The following is a 16,948-nucleotide window of genomic DNA, read 5'->3' as shown; positions in this document are numbered from 1 at the left end:
CTACCCGTCAGCCCCGGTTTGTAGCCCCGGTAAGCGCAGCGCCACCGGGGAGATATTCCCGGATAGCGGCTGGCGCCTTATCCGGGCTACCCGTCAGCTCCGGTTTGTAGCCCCGGTAAGCGCAGCGCCGCCGGGGAACAGGCATTACTTGCTCAAATCCAGCTGATAAATAGCGAAGCCGATATCATCGGTGGCCACCTGGCGCATTGGATACTGCGCGTTCTCTTTGATAAACGCCGCGGCTTTGTCGCCTGGTGAGGTCTCAAAACGAATATCCAGCGGTGTGTTGCTGGGGATCGGCGCCAGACGCCAGTTGTTATCCGCCGCCGGATGGATCGCGCCATCCTTCTTCGATTGCGCGCCTATCCACGCCGCCAGCACCGAACGGTTTTCATCCGGTGAGGCAAAGGCGATATGGCTCTCACCGGTGCCGGCAAATTTGCCGCCGTAAGCGCGATAGTTATTGGTGGCGACCAGGAAAGTGGCCTGCGGATCGACAGGTTTACCGTTGAAGGTCAGGTGCGTAATACGCTCTGCCTGCGGATGGATCAGCTGGCACTCGCTGTCGTAGCGGGCCGGCTGAGTGACGTCAATCTGGTAGTTCACCCCGTCAATCACGTCGAAGTTATAGGTGCGGAAGCCGTCCCAGTTGATCAGCGACTGCGGCTTGCTGCTGGTGGGATCGATCTGGTTAAACTGTCCGGCAGAGCATTCCAGCCACTCCTTAACCTCTTTCCCGCTGACCTTCATCACCACCAGGGTGTTGGGGTAGAGATAGAGGTCGGCGGCGTTACGGAAGGTGAGCTGACCTTTCTCCACTTCGACAAAGCTCGCCGGATCGTTTTTACGCCCGCCGACTTTAAACGGTGCGGCGGCGGAGAGCACCGGCAGCTTCGCCAGGTCCGGATCGCCCTGAATATAGTGTTCGACGTAGGCCTTTTGCGCCATGTTGACCACCTGCACCGTCGGGTCGTCCTGCACCAGCGCCAGATAGCTGTACATATTGTCGGCGGACTTACCGATCGGCTTACTGACGAATTCGCGAGTGGCGTCGTGGTCGGCTTTCAGCACCGCCACCATCTTACTATCTTCCGCCGCCAGCGATTTCTTCGCCACCGCGTCATAAATAGGCCGCGCTTCGGCTTTACTCTGCGTCACCTGCCATTTACCGCTGTCGTTATTTAGCACCAGATCGACCACCCCGAGATGATCGCCCCACATTCCCGGCATCACCGCCGGTACGCCGTTTAGCGTCCCTTTGGCGATATCCGCGCCTTTGATGCTGGCGAAGTCTTTACCCGGGAACACCGCGTGGGCGTGGCCGAACATGATGGCGTCAACGCCCGGTACCTGGCTTAAGTAGTAGACCGAGTTTTCTGCCATCGCCTGATACGGATCGGCGGAAAGGCCGGAGTGCGCGACCACCACTACCACATCAGCCCCTTTCGCGCGCATCTCCGGGATGTATTTACGCGCGGTTTCGGTAATGTCGTTGACCGTCACTTTACCGCTGAGATTGGCTTTATCCCAGGTCATGATCTGCGGCGGCACAAAACCGATATAGCCGATGCGCAGAGTATGGGGTTGACCATCGCTGTCCACGACCCGGGTATCCTGGATCAGGTACGGCGTAAACATCGGTTTGCCAGTTTTGGCATCGATGATATTGGCGTTCACGTAGGGGAATTTCGCCCCGGCCAGCGCCTTATGCAGGAAGTCGAGGCCATAATTGAATTCATGGTTGCCCAGGTTGCCGACGGCGTAATTCAGGGTATTCATCGCCTTATACACCGGATGCACATCGCCTTCTTTCAACCCTTTCGCGGCCATGTAGTCGCCTAACGGGCTCCCCTGGATAACATCCCCGTTATCCACCAGCACGCTGTTTTTCGCTTCTGCCCGCGCCTGTTCGATCAGGGTGGCGGTACGGACCAGGCCGAATTTCTCCGTGGCGGCATCTTTGTAATAGTCAAAGTCCATCATATTGCTGTGCAGATCGGTGGTTTCCATGATCCGCAGGTCGACCGTCGCGGCGTTGACGCTGGCGGCGATCAGCGTGGCCAGGAGCGTTGCGCTAAACTTAATCATCAGAGGCGTCCTTTTTTTATGAGCGATAGCACAGTAGAAAATGTATTTATATTCTGTTGCTTACAGAAATGTGAATCTTGCCAGAAAAGCGGGCAGAGAAACCGCCATCGTTATCACAGATAGCGGAACTCGCGGTGATGCGATATAAATAAAACAACGAGTTAACGCCACTGTAACCAGACGAGGTGGAGAATGTTAGAACAAGTATGTCAGCTTGCACGGAACGCGGGCGATGCCATCATGGAAGTCTACGATGGAAACCAGCCGATCAACGTCGCCAGCAAGAAAGATGATTCTCCGGTCACGGCGGCGGATATCGCAGCGCACAACGTCATCATCAGCGGTCTGAAAGCGCTGGATCCTGACACCCCGGTTCTTTCCGAGGAGGACCCGCCGGCCTGGGAGGTACGTCAGCACTGGCAGCGCTACTGGCTGGTCGACCCGCTGGACGGCACCAAAGAGTTTATTAAGCGTAACGGCGAATTCACCGTCAATATCGCGCTGATCGAAAACGGCAAGCCGACGCTGGGCGTCGTCTATGCGCCGGTGATGAAGGTGATGTACAGCGCGGAAAAAGGTAAAGCCTGGAAAGAAGAGTGCGGCGTGCGCAAGCAGATCCAGGTTCGCGATGCCCGTCCGCCGCTGGTGGTGATCAGCCGCTCCCACGGTAACGATCCAGAGCTGCAGGAGTATCTTGAGCAACTGGGCGAGCACCAGACCACCTCTATTGGCTCTTCGCTGAAGTTTTGCCTGGTGGCGGAAGGTCAGGCCCAGCTCTATCCGCGCTTCGGGCCGACCAGCACCTGGGACACCGCCGCCGGCCATGCGGTCGCGGTCGCCGCCGGGGCGCATGTTCACGACTGGCAGGGGAAAACCCTCGACTACACGCCGCGTGAATCCTTCTTAAACCCTGGTTTCCGGGTCTCTATTTATTAAGCAGCTTATGCAGCAGGTCGATTACCTGCTGCACCTCTTGCTGGGTGAGGGCACCGTCTTTGGCCCACTGCACGCGCCCGTTCTTATCCAGCACCACGATCGCCGAGCTCTTCTCGTCCAGCTGCCAGGCTTTTCGCACCAGGCCGTTGCTGTCGACGATAAATTGCGACCACGGGAAGAGCTTTTTATTACTCTCAATGCTGTTGCGTACGAACATGCCGGTGCCAGGAATGGCGTCGTCGGTGTTAACGATGGTGGTGGTCTGATAGCGATCGTGCGGGAAACCTGCCGCTTTAATCGCTTCGATCAGGTTGGCATTTTTCTCTTTTGCTGACGAGCGGCCGGCAATGTGCTGGACCACCCGCACTTTTCCTGCTAGTTGCGCGCTATTCCAGTTTTTATAGCTAAAATTATCCTTATCCAGAATAAGTTCTCCCCGATCCGCGACGCCGACCGGCGCCACGCGCTGGCCGTCGACAAAGTTATGCGCTGAGGCCAGCAGCGGGAAGAGGAGTAACGAGGCGGCCAGTATGCTACGTAGAGTCATGCGGAATCCTTAATCATTATTGTGCAGGTGATCCGACCACTTGGTCTCGTTTAATCATAAGTGCGATTGGCGACGATTACCCGCAATGAGGATGCCAGTTTGCGTGCTGACGCACAAATCCGTACAAAAACGGCGACTTATACTTACTTCATCGTATGTCTGAAACGAAAATTCTGAATTATTGTCATCAAAGGGTAAATAAACTTATACATACTGGGTCCCTCTGAGATTCTGGACTATAGTTTTAGGGCATTAAAATTTGCGCTCCCGAGACGTGGGCTAACTGTGGCACCACAAGAGCGTAACCCTGGCAGGAGAGAAGAATGAAAATTTTCCAACGCTACAATCCGCTGCAAGTGGCGAAGTACGTGAAGATCCTGTTTCGTGGACGGTTGTACATCAAGGACGTTGGCGCATTTGAATTTGATAAGGGCAAAATCCTTATCCCGAAGGTCAAGGACAAGCTGCATCTGTCAGTGATGTCCGAAGTCAATCGTCAGGTGTTGCGTCTGCAAACTGAGATGGCATAACCTGAAACGTAGCAGTACGTAGTAGGTAAAAGACGGCTCCCGATGGGAGCCGTTGATGTTTTTAGCCCTTCATTTCCGCATAGCGTTTGCGATATTCGCCCGGTGGGATGCCGTTATGTTTACGAAACAAGCGGGTGAAATAGACCGGATCGCTGTAGCCCACCGATAAAGCAATTTTGTTAAGCGGGAGCGAGGTGCTTTGAATAAGCCACCTGGCGCGGTTGATGCGCTGCGTTTCCCGCCACGCATAGACCGTTTGCCCCAGTTCATTTTTGAAAAGGTGCGCCAGACGTGAAGGAGAGATAAACACCATCGCCGCCAGGGTCTCGATTTTTACCTCCTGCGCAATATGGGCGTTAAGATAGTCGCAGATGGCGTTAATCCGTGGATCGTGGGCATGGCGATTGCTGATGGGCTGCTGCTGAAAACAGCGGAGAATTAATCTTTCCAGCGCGTTCATGGCCAGCGCTTCTGACAGCGGTACGGACGCAGAGTGATGGCGTATCACTTCGTAGAACAGATCGCGCAGATGCTGGAGCTGGTCGGGATCGTTAATGGTTGTTTTGCCGATACCGTGGGTGGTTTGGTCCCACTTCAGCCAGTCTATCCAGTAGGGGCGGGGGATAAAGTAGATCCACAGATGGTCCCAATACTCGCTGTGTTCGTCCCTGCCGTAATGATGGGGAACGCCAGGAGGAAACAGCAGCAGATCGTTTTCCCGGCACAGCAGGAAGCCATCGCCCGCTTTCGCCCGCGCCTGGCCGCGCAGGGTCAGGTTAATGATGTAACCTTTCATCCCCTGCGGGCGGTTAATGTAGTAGTCCAGTGTGGAACCGCGGGTAATCGGCGTGAAGCCCGCGACGACCCAGGCATTGAAGGTAAAGGTTTTCATCAATGGCGAGAAATTGAGTAGCTCATTGATATCCAGTTCCATTCTCTCTCCCACCTGAGCCTCGTCGCGTCGTTAGCTTTCGATGATAGTAAATTCCCAGGCCTCGAGGCGCAACGGCTGGCCGACGTCTACTGCCTCCCCGCTCAACAGCGCGGTACCCGCGGTCTCGCTGATAACCTCCTGCGCCTTGCCGGAGTAATTAAACAGGAAGTGGATAGTCTTTCCGGCGCGGTTACGCATCTTTTTAACCACTAACGGATAGCGATAGGCGGAAGTTCGCGAGTTCAGCGTGAGGTCCGCCGTCAGGACATCAAACAGCTGGCTAATCAGGCCCTTCTGCGGCAGAAAGCCAACGTACAGGGCGCGACCCTGACCATAATCCGCCGTCGTTGCGGCGGCGTATTCGCCCCATGCCGGATGCTGATAGCGCAGCAGGGTGCGGGTCCCGTCGTCGGGCGTCAGTAATTCCATCCACAGCTCAGCCTGATTGTCATTGCGGCAATCAATCTCTGCGCAGCAAGAGCTTACCGTCGTCGCTTCCGGCAGGGTGAACTGGCTGTAGCTGACGCCGCAGCTCTGGCGCAAAATCCCCGGCTGCGCGCTGCTGCGCACCTTGACGTTTTCATCGCTAAAGCCTGATTTAAAGCCGATCAGCGCTCTGCCGCCCCGGGCGATATAGTCGTTAATCCGCGTTAGCAGGCCATCATCGGCGGCGTACAGACCAGGAACGATCAGCACCCGGTAGCGCGAGGTTTCCTCGTTCACATCGTGGATGATGTCGAGGCTGATATTGTGGTCATACAGCGCATCGTGGAAGCGGCGGAAGATATCGTTATAAATGTTGCCCTCAGCATCGCCGGGACGGAAGTGATTGAGGGCGTCCATCGCCTCATTGCTTATGAGCAACGCGACGTCATTTTCGGCCTTCAGCTCCGCCAGCTGCGGCGACAGGCGAGCGAAATCGGCACCGATAGTGGTGGCTTCCTGCCAGGTTGGGTTGCGCGAGAAGTCGTGGCTGAGCAGCCCTTTCCAGTAGGTTTCGAAAGCGTTATGAATCGAGTGCCAGTGCCAGTAGGAGACCATGGCGGCGCCGGAAGCGATATGGCTGAATGCCTGCAGACGAAGCTGGCCCGGGAACGGGGTCCACTGGGCGAAGCCCTGTGCCTGGGTTTCCAGCACGAAGTAGTTCTGGCCCGGCTTAAGCGAGCGGGTGATGGCGCCGCCAAAGGCGATTTCCCGTCCGGTCAGGTGCGCCTGACTCGGGTGATAGATATCGACGCCGGCGATATCCAGCGCCTGCGCCGCCGCAAAATGGTCGACCCGCGGCTGCACGCCGTAAGAGTAACCGCGCCATTCAAAATCGAAGTTGTGGGTGACGAACTGGTGCGGCTGGGCGTATTCCCGAACGATGGCCGCCTGCCAGGCCAGATACTCGGTGACCTGCTGGCGCTGATAGCGGGAAAAGGCGCAGGCGAGGCTGGCGTTGATGGTGTTCTCCACCGGCGGAAAATCCTGCCAGCGGTCAATACGGTTGCTCCAGTAATCCAGGCCGAAATCGCGATTCAGCTGCCGGAGGTCAGGATATTTCTCCTGCAGGCTGCGCACGAAGCCCTCCTGCATATAGCGGCCAATATTGTCGTAATGCTTGGTTTCGTTATCCAGTTGCCAGCCGATAATCGCCGGATGGTGCTGCACATGGGCCATCAGCGTGCGGATAATTTTTTCGGCATAGCGGCGAAAGGTCGGATTGACGATATCCATGATCTGCCGCGGACCATATTTTTGCTGCCCCACGACGGTGGTGACCAGAATATCGGGATGTTTCGCCGCCAGCCAGGCCGGTACCGCGTAGGTGGGCGTCCCGACGATGACCGCAATGCCGGCCTCATGCATCGCCTCGAGCACCCGGTCGATATGGTAGAAATTGTACTGGCCCTCTTCAGGTTCCAGCGTACTCCAGGTGGACTCGGCAATACGCACCACGTTAATGCCGGTTTCGCGCATTAAGGCGATATCCTTAGCCAGCCGATCTTCCGGCATATATTCATCGTAATACGCCACGCCATAAAATAAATGAGACATACACACTACCTCCTGACATTAATTCGCGGGCACTGGTTGTGAAGAGAAGACACGCGCTTTATCCAGCGTAATAAAAGAAATAAGCGTGAAGCACAGCGCGATACCGCCGAGTACGATATAGCTACTGGTAAAGCCCATGCTCTGGTACATATGGCCGATGCCGGTCGAGAGAAAAATAGAGCTAAAGCTTTTCGAAAACTGGAAGCCAATTAAGTAAACGGTCGCTGACAGCAGAGGGTTAAAGTTAGCGGTAATATATTTTAGCGCCGCGACGAGGAGCACCGAGCTTTCAAAACCGTGGAGGAGTTTAATAAGGCTAATGGAGACCGGGCCAATAGCCCATGCGGAGCCGATAATGCGCAAGCTCATAATCAGCCCGCAGTATAACAGCGCATTTTTCGGACCGATTTTATTCACGAACCATGGCGCAAAGAACATCACGATGGCATCAAGGAAAATCTGACCCGTGGTTAAATAACCGAAGACTTCTGCGCCCCGGGCTTTACTCTCAAAGAAATGGCTGTAGTAGATAGCGAACTGCTGGTCATAGGTTTCATAGACCGCCCCGACGCCAATGACATAGAGGGCGAAGAACCAGAATTTTTTAATTTTCAACAGCGAGACGGCATCGTGGAGGGTAACCGGCGAGGCTTTGCCGGACAGCAACCCCTGCTGCGGGTGGGCGTTGATCTGCATTTTCCAGACAATGATCAGCAGGCAGACGCCTGCGCCGCTGGCCAACCAGAAAATCATGTTCTGATCGATGCCGTAGAGTTTTCCTGCCGCAAAGGTGCCGATCGCGGCGCCGATGCCGCCAAACATCCGCGCCCGGCCAAATTCGAAGCCGGAGGCGCGGCTGACTTTATCAATGTAGGCTTCGCAAATCCCGCAGCCTGCGCCGTAGGCCATGCCAATATAAAGGCCGCCAGCCAGCGCGCCGAGGAACACATTTATTTTTAACAGGGGAGCAAAGACATAAATCCAGTAAGGGGCGAATAACGTGATAATAATCGCCAGCATCCACATCAGATTCTTACGATATACCAGTTTATCGGAGATGAAGCCGAATAATGGCTGAACGCAGACGGCGACAATGGCGGTGAAAGAATAGACCAGGCCGACGTCGGTGTAGTTAATACCGATGGTTTCCGTCAACCACAGTGATAAATAGGGGTAGCAGCATCCCCAGCCTATAAAGAAGAACAGGAAAAACAGACAGCTGATAAAGTAATTTTTATTTGACGTTATCATGGTAACCCTCGCTTCCTTTATTCAGGAATATGATCGTGTAGACGCGAGCAACGTTACCTTTTTGCGCGTTGGGGAGTCATGAACGTTTCGCTATCGAGCAGGAGTAATCTGCTATCGGCAGAGGGGCGTGAGCCGCTTCACATTCGGGCCATAAAAAAAGGGCGGATGGTCATCCGCCCTTGAGAGAGAAAAGGTGAGGCTCAGGCGTTCTGGCTTTCCGCCGTTTCCGCCTGCTTGGGCACCAGCACCGTTGGCTTGTTATCGATGCGGGTCACCAGCAGCTGGTCGATACGGTAGTTATCGATGTCCACAACCTCAAACTTATAGCCGGAGAACTTCACCGCGTCGGTGCGTTTGGGGATTTTACGCAGCATAAACATCATAAAGCCGCCGATGGTCTCGTAGTTCCCGGACTGCGGGAACTCGTCGATATCCAGCACGCGCATCACGTCATCAATCGGCGTACCGCCATCGATTAGCCACGAGTTTTCATCGCGGGCGACGATCTGCTCTTCCAGCCCCTGGCCGACAAGGTCGCCCATCAGGGTGGTCATCACATCGTTAAGGGTGATGATCCCGACCACCAGCGCGTATTCATTCATGATCACCGCGAAGTCTTCCCCGGCGGTTTTGAAGCTTTCCAGCGCTTCCGACAGGGTCAGGGTGTCCGGCACGATCAACGTGTTGCGGATCTGTACGCCGCCGGTCAGCACCAGGCTCTGGTTCGCCAGCACGCGGTTCAGCAGATCTTTGGAATCGACGTAACCGATAATGTGGTCGATATCTTCATTACAGACGAGGAATTTTGAGTGCGGGTGCTCGGCCACTTTATTTTTCAGGCTCTGCTCGTCTTCATGTAAATCAAACCAAATGACGCTTTCACGCGGGGTCATGGAGGAAGGAACGGTACGGGACTCCAGCTCGAAGACGTTCTCAATCAGCTCGTGCTCCTGCTTGCGCAGTACCCCGGCCAGCGCGCCAGCCTCGACCACGGCATAGATATCGTCGGAAGTGATATCGTCTTTCCGCACCATCGGCAGTTTAAAGATGCGGAAGATCATATTCGCCATGCCGTTAAACAACCACACCAGCGGGCGGAAGACTAACAGGCAGAAGCGCATCGGGTTGATGATGCGCAGGGCCACAGTTTCGGGCGCAATCATACCGATGCGTTTCGGAGTCAGGTCAGCAAACAGGATGAACAAGCTGGTGACCAGGGTAAAAGAGATGATGAAGCTCAGCTGCTCGGAGAGCTCCGGTGACATATACCCGCTGAGCAGGCTATGAAACGCCGGTGAGAAAGCCGCGTCGCCCACAATACCGCCAAGAATGGCGACGGCGTTGAGGCCAATCTGCACGACGGTAAAGAAGGTGCCCGGGTTCTCCTGCATCTTCAGCACCCGCTGTGCGTTGACGTTGCCTTCATCGGCCAGCAGTTTCAGTTTGATTTTACGTGAGGCGGCCAGTGAGATTTCCGATATCGAAAAAAAAGCACTGACGGCTATCAGACAGAGTATTACTAAAATACTGTTTAACATATCTTTTCTGACCGTTGAGGCCAGATCCTCGGAAGGGAAGTTGATCGAACTATAAGGAAGCTACTTGAACACCCGCTCACAGACGCAGGCGGGCAATTTCAGAGGCTAGTATAGCGTAACAGTCAGCAAAATCGCCAGAGCATTGATTAATCATTGTTAATTACGCGGTTATCTCACCACGAGAGGTCGTAGTAAAAGCGTACTTATGCGTACAGGGCGCAACGGGTTATTTTCACCGGAAAAGGCGGTGCGGCCAGAGGAAAGTGCCGCCCGGCCGCGGTAATAACGGGCGCGGAGTGGATCACAAAAATGCATACGCCAGGATAAAAACCGGGGGAAATGTGTGATGAGAATAGCATTGGTATTTTTAGCGGCTTGACCACCTCACTTCAGTAATAGAATGATAATCACGTTTGAAAACGATACCGCAAACGATTTCACATTCATTTTAACATATTTAAATACCGTCATATTATTTTCCGTTTCATTTAAAAATGATTAATTTTAGGGATAAAATATGCATAAGAAAATAGCTTTGATCGTATGTGTCGCCCTGGGGTTACCTGCCGCCGGCCACGCGCTGACTTTCGATGTCAGAGGCGGATATCGGGCGGGAAGTCACTCTTATGAATCCCGCTATAAAGTGAGTCAGGGGTGGCAGAATGGCTGGTGGGCGAGTATGGAAATGGATAATAAAAACAACAAAAATAACCATCAGGGAAAAAATGGCACTGATAAAACGGATGCGTCCCACTCCTTTGGCGACAGTACCGTCGATTACAATGAAATAGAGGTTAACTATAGCTGGCCATTCGCTGAAAAATGGGCCTTGCAGCCAGGCGGTATCTATCACTGGAGCAGTAAAGGCACCCAGCTACGTCCTTATTTTCGCATTAACTATAAAGCGACTCCCGATCTCACCTTTGGACTCCGTTATCGCTATGACTACAACACTTACGAAACGGTTAATAGCGTCGGTGAGTCACATCAGGACAGCGTCAACCGCCTGGATTTATATGTTAATTATAAATTTAATGCCCAATGGAGTGCCCTGTATCAAGGCACGGTCTATCGACATGTCAACGATGACTATAAATATAATAATGATAAATCTTCGGCGACAGAAAATGCCGTAACGCTACGCTATAAATGGAATGAGTGGTTTAGTCCCTATATCGAATATGATTATCTTGATAAACAGGGTTACCATGATGGCAAAAATAAAATTTCAGAATCACGATATCGTATCGGCATGACGTTTACGCTATAAAATCTCGCCCTGACGAGCGGGAAACAATATCTACTGACATTTTCCGGAATTATATTGAATACGTTCCCGGCCCTGGCACGCCTTCGGGTCGGGAACGTGCGCCGCTTAGCGATAAGGCCGCGTGGAAGCGCGCGGAATCAGGGTGGGTAACGAGTAGCGCTGGGGGTTTTCCACATGATGACTTAGCAGTAATTCAACGGCATGGCTGGCAAGCTGATCGAGCGGTGTCTTCACGGAGGTCAAAGGGATCGGCAGGCGACTAACTAACGGAATGTCGTTATAACCTACCAGCGAAACGTCGCGGCCTATCTCCAGCCCGAGTCGATGTGCCGCCGCCATCACGCCGATCGCCAGGTCATCATTGACGGCGAAAATGGCGCTGGGGCGCGCCGGACTATTCAGGATTTCATAACCGGCGTTTTCACCGGCCACAATGGTAAAGTCGGAATCTCGCCACCATTGCGGATTCACCTCGGCCTGCGCTTCCTGCATGGCTCGCAAAAATCCTTTTTGCCGGTTTAAGGTGCTCGATGAAAAATTGGGCCCGGCAATAATGCCGATTTCCCGATGGCCGAGATCCAGTAAGTGGCGGGTCGCCAGATAGCCTCCCAGTTCGTCATCCCCAATAGCGGATGGGCTGATACCGTCGGTACGCAGCGCCAGAACATGGTTGATCTGTTTCTCCCGCAATTGCTGAGGCAGGCGGTCATCCAGGCGACAGGTGGAGAGGATCAGGCCATCGACCCGGCGATCCAGTAAAGATTGTGTGGCGCGCTCTTCCGTGTCTGGATCGTTGCCGCAGGTTGCCACCACCGTGAAATAGCCCTGACGCGCGGCGGCCTGAGAGACTGCTTCATAGAACATCGCCGTGACGGTATCGGTCAATCGCGGGACCAGTACGCCTATCGTGCCCGTATCGCCACGGCGCAAACTGGACGCCACGTAGTCACGTCGATAGCCCAACTGCTTCGCCGCTTCCCGTATTTTTTCAGCCGAAGGGCTGCGGGACGGGGGGAGACGTTCATCCAGCACGCGCGAAACAGTTGAAACACTCACGCCGGCGGCGCGAGCCACATCCTGCATCGTAATGGTTCTTCCATTGTGCTCTGGAGATGATTGATTTCCCATGACCGATTTCCTGTTTAAATTCAGTTGCGATTGTATTCGTAGTTATTTCTTCCACGCAACTTAAATGGCGTGGAGGAGCGCCAGACGCAATGTGGGAAATAGATCACGTAATGTAACTTGATAAACTTTTAACCCGCCCATTTTTGTGATTCCAATTGCATTTATTCGCTGAGTCCCCTTGATCTTGTGGAGTAAAGGGAAGACATTTCAATTCACTTGCAATCGTTCCTGCAATCGATTTCAAGAAAGAGAGTTTATCATCTTTATCTGTTGAAATTTGTAAGGAGTTAACATGAAAGCACTTGATTTGCGTGGAATTGTTCCAGCACCGGTTACCCCTTTCACCCGCGATGGCCGCATCGATCATAAAGCCATCAAACGTTTAGGTTCCTGGCTGGGTAGCGTAAAAGGCGTGAAAGGCCTGGTGGTTCTGGGACACGCCGGGGAGGGCACCTTCCTGACTCAGCAGGAACAGGCTGACGTTATCCGTAGTTTTGTTGACTCGACCGACGGCCGTGTACCGGTCATCGCCGGGATTACTGGCGAAGGGACGGAAGTGGCGGCGCTGGAAGCGCAGCGTGCCGTGGAAGCCGGGGCCTCCGCAGGTCTGCTGTATCCTTCACACGGTTGGCTGCGTTTTGGCTACCAAAAAGGGGCGCCGCAGGATCGTTATCGCGTGGTATATGAAGAGAGTGGATTGCCTCTTATTCTTTTCCAGTATCCGGATGTCACTAAAGCCACTTATAACCTCGAAACGATGCTGGATATTTCCGCGCAACCGGGGGTCTTTGCGATGAAAAATGGGGTGCGTAATATGCGCCGCTGGGATACGGAAATTCCGGTTATTCGTCGCGAACGCCCTGATTTACAGATCCTCAGCTGTCATGATGAATACCTGCTGCATACTGCCTTCGATATTGATGGTTTCCTGGTGGGATATGGCAATATTGCCCCTGAACTCCTGCTGGAACTGCTGGAGGCCGGTAAAGCGCAGGATTATGTGAAGGCCAAAGCGGTTCACGACCGTCTGCTGCCGGTTACCAAGGCCGTTTATCACCGCGGCTCGCATATGGAAGGTACCGTGGCGTTGAAACATGCTCTGGTTGAACGTGGCATTCTGGAACACGCTACTGTTCGGTCACCTCTGTTGCCGCTGGAACCGGGCGCAGAAGAAGAGATCAAAGCGGCTATCCATGCCGCAGGCATTAAAAAAGCGGTTATTTAATTTATTATTTGAATACCAAGCCCGTATTCATTATGAATACGGGTTGATTTTAATAAGGATAATCAGGTTTTATTCAGTATATCAGTGTGGCCGTATAATATTTTATAAAGATACTATAATGAGGCTGTCATGAGTAATTTAGAAAAAACATCTACCGCTGTACCCGCACAAATAGAAAGACTTCCCTTCTCTCAATTAATTCGCCGCATCGGTCCGGGAATTGTGCTTACCGGAGTCGTGATTGGCCCCGGCGCGATTACCACTGCGTCGATGTTAGGGGCGGACTATGGCTATTCTCTGCTATGGCTGCTGATCCCCATTGCTTTTATGGGGATCACGTTTATGTTGACGACCTATCGTATCTCCATGCTCACCGGGATGCCGTCAATAGAGGCGATACGACACTATTACGGTAAAGTCGCTTCGGGGTTTGTAGGCGTGGCCACTTTTTTAGCCTGTCTTTTTTTTACCATGGGGAATATCTCAGGGACCGGGGCCGGAATGAATCTTGTTTTCGGCATTGACTGGAAGCTCGGTGCGTTAATTATGATTGCGGTGATGATCTATTGCTATTTCTCTAAAGGCGTTTATTCCAAAGTCGAAAAAGGGATCACTATTTGTATTGTGGCAATGATTATCGCCTTTTATATCACGCTGGTGGGAACGGGGGGACCAGACTGGAAAGCCAGCGGGGAAGGATTAACGCATTGGATCTTTCCTGCGGGGAGTTTAGTCACCGCGCTGGGCTTTATCAGTACCAATGCCTCCCTGACGACCGGGATCTACGGCACTTACCTTGGCAAAGAGAAAAAATGGAAAAAAGATGACCTTTTTAATGGCGTGATGGTGGCGGATACCGTAGCCCATATTATCGGTGTGCTGCTGATCAGTGGGGCCATTATTCTGGTGGGGGCGATTGTGCTTTTTCCTCAAGGGATATCAATCAATACGCCGACGCAGTTGGCTGATTTATTAACGCCAAGCATGGGGCGCGCGGCAAAATACATCATGGGTATCGCCTTATTGGGCGCGGGGTTTTCATCTTTACTGGGTAATACTCAGCGTGGGGTTGTCCTGCTCAACTCGGGGTTCAATAAATCCACTGCGCTGGAGAGTAAAGCGGTCCAGTGGGGATCCATGGTGGTGCTGGTGGTCGCGGGGTTAATCTGCTTTAGCTTCGGCGGATCGCCGGTGCAGTTAATTTACTTAGCGAATGTCGCAACGGCGGTGTCGACACCTGTCGCGGGTCTGTTTATCTGCCTGCTGCTGTGGCGAAAGGATATTAATAAAGGATATAAGACGCCAAGGTTATTACAAATATGTATGGCGATCAGTTATCTCTTTTGTTTGTTACTCACTCTCGTCGCCCTGATTAACACCTTACCTAAATTTATGTCCTCTCTTTCTGCCATGTTTTGAGGTGGGGTATGAATGATGCCGTCCTGTTAGGCGAAGGCTTCACCCTGATGTGTCTCGGCATGGGCTTTGTGCTGGTTTTCCTGCTGCTGCTCATCTTTGCCATCCGGGGAATGTCTCTCGCCGTCAACCGCCTGTTTCCTGAGCCGTCCGCCGCCCCCAGCGCGGCGCCGGCCGCCGTCGCGCCCGCCGACGACTTCGCCCGCCTGAAGCCGGCGATTGTCGCCGCCATTCACCACCATCGCCGTCTTCACCCTTAATTCACGGAGGAATTCATGACTGTTGCCATTACCGATGTCGTCCTGCGCGACGCCCACCAGTCCCTGTTCGCCACCCGTCTGCGTCTCGACGATATGCTGCCCGTCGCCGCTGCGCTCGACGACGTTGGCTACCGCTCGCTGGAGTGCTGGGGCGGCGCCACCTTTGACGCCTGCATCCGCTTTCTCGGCGAGGACCCGTGGGTCCGCCTGCGCGAGCTCAAAAAGGCGATGCCGAAAACCCCGCTGCAGATGCTGCTCCGCGGCCAGAACCTGCTCGGCTACCGCCACTACGCCGACGATGTGGTGGAGCGCTTTGTCGAACGCGCCGTTAAAAACGGCATGGACGTCTTCCGCGTCTTCGATGCCATGAACGACCCGCGCAATATGAAAGCCGCCCTGCAGGCGGTCCGCCGCCACGGCGCCCACGCCCAGGGCACGCTCTCCTACACCACCAGCCCGGTCCACACCCTGCAGACCTGGCTCGACCTCACCGAACAGCTGCTGGAGACCGGCGTCGACTCCGTCGCCATCAAGGACATGTCCGGTATCCTGACGCCGGGGGCGGCGTATGAGCTGGTCAGCGAAATCAAGAAGCGCTACGACGTCACCCTGCACCTGCACTGTCACGCCACCACCGGCATGGCGGAGATGGCCCTGCTGAAGGCCATTGAAGCCGGGGTCGACGGCGTGGATACGGCGATTTCGTCCATGAGCGCCACCTACGGCCACCCGGCCACCGAGGCGCTGGTGGCCACGCTCACCGGAACGAAACACGACACCGGGCTGGATATCCACAAACTGGAGAGCATCGCCGCCTACTTCCGCGAGGTGCGCAAAAAGTACCACGCCTTCGAAGGCCAGCTGAAAGGTACCGACAGCCGTATCCTCGTCGCCCAGGTCCCGGGCGGGATGCTCACCAACCTCGAAAGCCAGCTGAAGCAGCAGAACGCCGCGGACAAACTCGACCAGGTGCTGGCGGAAATTCCCCGCGTGCGCGAGGACCTTGGCTTCATCCCGCTGGTGACCCCGACCTCGCAGATTGTCGGCACCCAGGCGGTGCTCAACGTCCTGACCGGCGAGCGCTACAAAACCATCGCGAAGGAAACCGCCGGGATACTGAAGGGCGAATACGGCCATACGCCGGTACCGGTTAACGCGGCACTGCAGGCCCGCGTGCTGGAAGGGGCTGCCCCGGTGACCTGCCGCCCGGCGGACCTGCTGAAACCGGAGCTGGCGGAGCTTGAAGCCGACGTGAAGCGCCAGGCGCAGGAGAAGGGCATCACCCTCGCGCAGAACGCCATCGACGACGTGCTCACCGTGGCGCTGTTCCCGCAGCCCGGCCTGAAGTTCCTTGAGAACCGCCACAACCCGGCGGCCTTTGAGCCGGTGCCGCAGGTGGAAGAAGCAAAATCTGCCGCGCCGGTAAAAGCCGCCACCTCCGGTATCTACACCGTGGAAGTGGAAGGAAAGGCCTTCGTGGTCAAAGTCAGCGACGGCGGCGATATCAGCCAGCTGACGGCGGCCACCCCGTCTTCCGCACCGGTTCAGGCCGCCGCCCCGGCCGGCGCCGGCACCCCGGTGACCGCCCCGCTGGCGGGCACCATCTGGAAAGTCATCGTCAGTGAAGGCCAGACGGTGGCCGCAGGCGACGTGCTGCTGATTCTGGAAGCCATGAAGATGGAAACCGAAATCCGCGCCGCGCAGGCCGGCACCGTCCGCGGTATCGCGGTGAAAGCCGGCGACGCGGTGGCGGTCGGCGACACCCTGCTGACCCTGGCGTAAGGA

At 54.7% G+C, this 16,948-nt stretch carries 14 protein-coding genes; 7 read left to right on the top strand and 7 right to left on the bottom strand.

The genetic code is table 11. The features are described 5' to 3' along the window. Nucleotides 1–144: 144 nt before the first annotated feature. Nucleotides 145–2,088: a 2',3'-cyclic-nucleotide 2'-phosphodiesterase gene (cpdB, locus tag B8P98_RS25110; RefSeq protein ID WP_025714389.1), complete on the bottom strand. Its 1,944-nt coding sequence runs from the start codon at nt 2,086–2,088 to the stop codon at nt 145–147. Between the two features lie 192 nt (nt 2,089–2,280). Between cpdB and cysQ the strand changes: the two genes are divergently transcribed. Further along, complete coding sequence (gene cysQ, locus B8P98_RS25105; RefSeq protein WP_012543098.1) at nt 2,281–3,024, top strand: 3'(2'),5'-bisphosphate nucleotidase CysQ; 744 nt, start codon at nt 2,281–2,283, stop codon at nt 3,022–3,024. Here the strand turns inward: cysQ and B8P98_RS25100 are convergent. Further along, a complete protein-coding gene (locus B8P98_RS25100) occupies nt 3,014–3,571 on the bottom strand; it encodes a YtfJ family protein (protein WP_025714390.1) in 558 nt (185 codons plus the stop codon). The genes cysQ and B8P98_RS25100 overlap by 11 nt on opposite strands. A gap of 323 nt (nt 3,572–3,894) precedes the next feature. Here B8P98_RS25100 and B8P98_RS25095 point away from each other — a divergent pair, with 323 nt between their 5' ends. After that, nucleotides 3,895–4,101 carry a DUF1107 domain-containing protein gene (locus tag B8P98_RS25095; protein WP_002886707.1) on the top strand — a complete coding sequence of 69 codons (207 nt, stop codon included), beginning with the start codon at nt 3,895–3,897 and terminating at the stop codon, nt 4,099–4,101. Nucleotides 4,102–4,162: 61 nt separating this feature from the next. Here the strand turns inward: B8P98_RS25095 and araC are convergent, their stop codons facing one another. From araC to paeA, 4 genes are all read right to left on the bottom strand, one after another. Then, entirely contained in the window at nt 4,163–5,035 is an 873-nt protein-coding gene (gene araC / locus B8P98_RS25090; RefSeq protein WP_064317695.1) for an arabinose operon transcriptional regulator AraC, read from the bottom strand. Between the two features lie 30 nt (nt 5,036–5,065). Further along, nucleotides 5,066–7,075, bottom strand: coding sequence for a beta-galactosidase (locus tag B8P98_RS25085; RefSeq protein ID WP_080898075.1), 2,010 nt, complete (start codon nt 7,073–7,075; stop codon nt 5,066–5,068). Between the two features lie 18 nt (nt 7,076–7,093). After that, on the bottom strand, nt 7,094–8,326 hold the full coding sequence (locus tag B8P98_RS25080; RefSeq protein WP_025714393.1) for an oligosaccharide MFS transporter: 1,233 nt from the start codon (nt 8,324–8,326) through the stop codon (nt 7,094–7,096). Nucleotides 8,327–8,526: 200 nt separating this feature from the next. Next, the gene (paeA, locus tag B8P98_RS25075; protein WP_025714394.1) at nt 8,527–9,864 is read right to left on the bottom strand and encodes a polyamine export protein PaeA; all 1,338 of its coding nucleotides are present in this window, start codon (nt 9,862–9,864) and stop codon (nt 8,527–8,529) included. A 517-nt stretch (nt 9,865–10,381) separates the two neighbouring features. Between paeA and B8P98_RS25070 the strand changes: the two genes are divergently transcribed. Next, nucleotides 10,382–11,134 carry an oligogalacturonate-specific porin KdgM family protein gene (locus B8P98_RS25070; RefSeq protein WP_025714395.1) on the top strand — a complete coding sequence of 251 codons (753 nt, stop codon included), beginning with the start codon at nt 10,382–10,384 and terminating at the stop codon, nt 11,132–11,134. A 105-nt stretch (nt 11,135–11,239) separates the two neighbouring features. Here the strand turns inward: B8P98_RS25070 and B8P98_RS25065 are convergent, their stop codons facing one another. Next, nucleotides 11,240–12,262, bottom strand: a complete 1,023-nt coding sequence (locus tag B8P98_RS25065; protein ID WP_025714396.1) for a LacI family DNA-binding transcriptional regulator — start codon at nt 12,260–12,262, stop codon at nt 11,240–11,242. A gap of 292 nt (nt 12,263–12,554) precedes the next feature. Here B8P98_RS25065 and B8P98_RS25060 point away from each other — a divergent pair, with 292 nt between their 5' ends. The 4 genes from B8P98_RS25060 to oadA all read left to right on the top strand — a co-directional run bounded on the left by B8P98_RS25060 (nt 12,555) and on the right by oadA (nt 16,945). Beyond that, nucleotides 12,555–13,487 (top strand): dihydrodipicolinate synthase family protein, encoded by a 933-nt coding sequence (locus B8P98_RS25060; RefSeq protein WP_025714397.1) that lies wholly within the window; start codon nt 12,555–12,557, stop codon nt 13,485–13,487. Nucleotides 13,488–13,616: 129 nt separating this feature from the next. After that, entirely contained in the window at nt 13,617–14,906 is a 1,290-nt protein-coding gene (locus B8P98_RS25055; protein WP_080898082.1) for an Nramp family divalent metal transporter, read from the top strand. A gap of 8 nt (nt 14,907–14,914) precedes the next feature. Further along, nucleotides 14,915–15,163, top strand: a complete 249-nt coding sequence (locus tag B8P98_RS25050; protein ID WP_095033537.1) for an oxaloacetate decarboxylase subunit gamma — start codon at nt 14,915–14,917, stop codon at nt 15,161–15,163. A 15-nt stretch (nt 15,164–15,178) separates the two neighbouring features. Then, a complete protein-coding gene (gene oadA / locus B8P98_RS25045) occupies nt 15,179–16,945 on the top strand; it encodes a sodium-extruding oxaloacetate decarboxylase subunit alpha (RefSeq protein ID WP_095033536.1) in 1,767 nt (588 codons plus the stop codon). The last annotated feature ends 3 nt before the right edge of the window (nt 16,946–16,948 follow it).

Source organism: Klebsiella quasivariicola, from assembly GCF_002269255.1.
Taxonomy (GTDB): Bacteria; Pseudomonadota; Gammaproteobacteria; order Enterobacterales; family Enterobacteriaceae; genus Klebsiella; species Klebsiella quasivariicola.
Note: the sequence above shows the minus strand (reverse complement) of the source record. Positions and strands in the feature narration are given on the sequence as shown.